This window comes from Pseudomonas sp. RW409, assembly GCF_003184125.1.
GTDB classification, from domain to species: domain Bacteria; phylum Pseudomonadota; class Gammaproteobacteria; order Pseudomonadales; family Pseudomonadaceae; genus Aquipseudomonas; species Aquipseudomonas chlororaphis_I.
In genome coordinates, this window is record NZ_QHHP01000028.1 from 1 (window position 1) to 1,111 (window position 1,111).

Genomic DNA, 1,111 nt, shown 5'->3' on the forward strand with positions numbered 1-1,111 from the left:
ACGGCATCGGTGCCTTCGACGCCCAGGACAATGGCCACCCAGGGCCGGGCGAGCCGAATGCGCGCTACCGCAAATACACCGCCACCCTCAGTTACCTGCAGCCGTTCAAGCTGTGGGGCGAGTCGTTCAGCTTCAGCAGCCTGATGACCGGCCAGCGCAGCGAAGACGTGCTGTTCAGCCCGCAGCGCACCAGCCTGGGCGGGCAGTCGTCGATTCGCGGGTACAAGGATCAGTCGCTGTCCGGCGACAGCGGCGGTTACTGGCGCAACGACCTGCGCTGGAGCCGTCCGGTGACCCTCGGCTGGCTGCGCCCGGTGTTCGCCGAGTACGGCAGCAGCCTGGGCTACGACCAGGGTGTGATCCGTGGCGACCGCTACAACGGCGAGCAGCACGGGCGTCTGTCGAGCAACTCCCTGGAGCTGTTCGCCCGCGGCCAGCACCTGGCGACCAGCGTGACCTTCGCCCATTCCCTTGAGCGTCCGGATGTCCTGACTGAGCGCGAAGCGCCGATCTACTTCCGCCTGGACTTTTTCCTCTAAATCGCGTTTTTTCGAGACTTCGACATGGACGTTCGCCAATTTGCCTTCCTGGCCCGTCAGCCTTCTGCTGCCCTGAAAACCCGCGAGCACTTCTGGGGCATGCCCAAGCGCGGCCTGGCGTTCATCCTGGCCAACGCCATGTTCTGGCAACCGCTGTGGGTCCAGGCGGAAGGCATCGTGGTCAGCGCGCCGGGCACCAGCCTGGGGCAAGCGGGCAACGGCGTGCCCATCGTCAATATCGCCACGCCCAATGGCAGCGGCCTGTCGCACAACCAGTTCCACGACTACAACGTCGGCCAGCAGGGGCTGATCCTCAACAACGCCACCGACCGCACGCAAAGCACCCAGCTGGGCGGGATCATCGTCGGCAACCCGAACCTCAAGGGCGTCGCCGCGCAAACCATCCTCAACGAAGTCAACGGTGGCAGCCCCAGCCAACTGCGCGGCTACACCGAAGTGGCGGGGCAGTCGGCCCATGTGATCGTCGCCAACCCCTATGGCATCAGCTGCAATGGCTGCGGCTTCATCAACACCCCGAAAGCCACCCTGACCACTGGCAAGCCGGTGATCGA

General features: G+C 65.1%; 2 protein-coding genes. Both read left to right on the forward strand.

Going from position 1 to position 1,111, the window contains the following annotated elements:
* On the forward strand, positions 1 to 539 hold a 539-nt coding region (locus tag DK261_RS13040), incomplete at its 5' end, for a ShlB/FhaC/HecB family hemolysin secretion/activation protein (protein ID WP_146218528.1).
* A 24-nt stretch (positions 540 to 563) separates the two neighbouring features.
* Positions 564 to 1,111: filamentous hemagglutinin N-terminal domain-containing protein (locus DK261_RS13045; protein WP_146218529.1), on the forward strand; the 548-nt coding region annotated here is incomplete at its 3' end.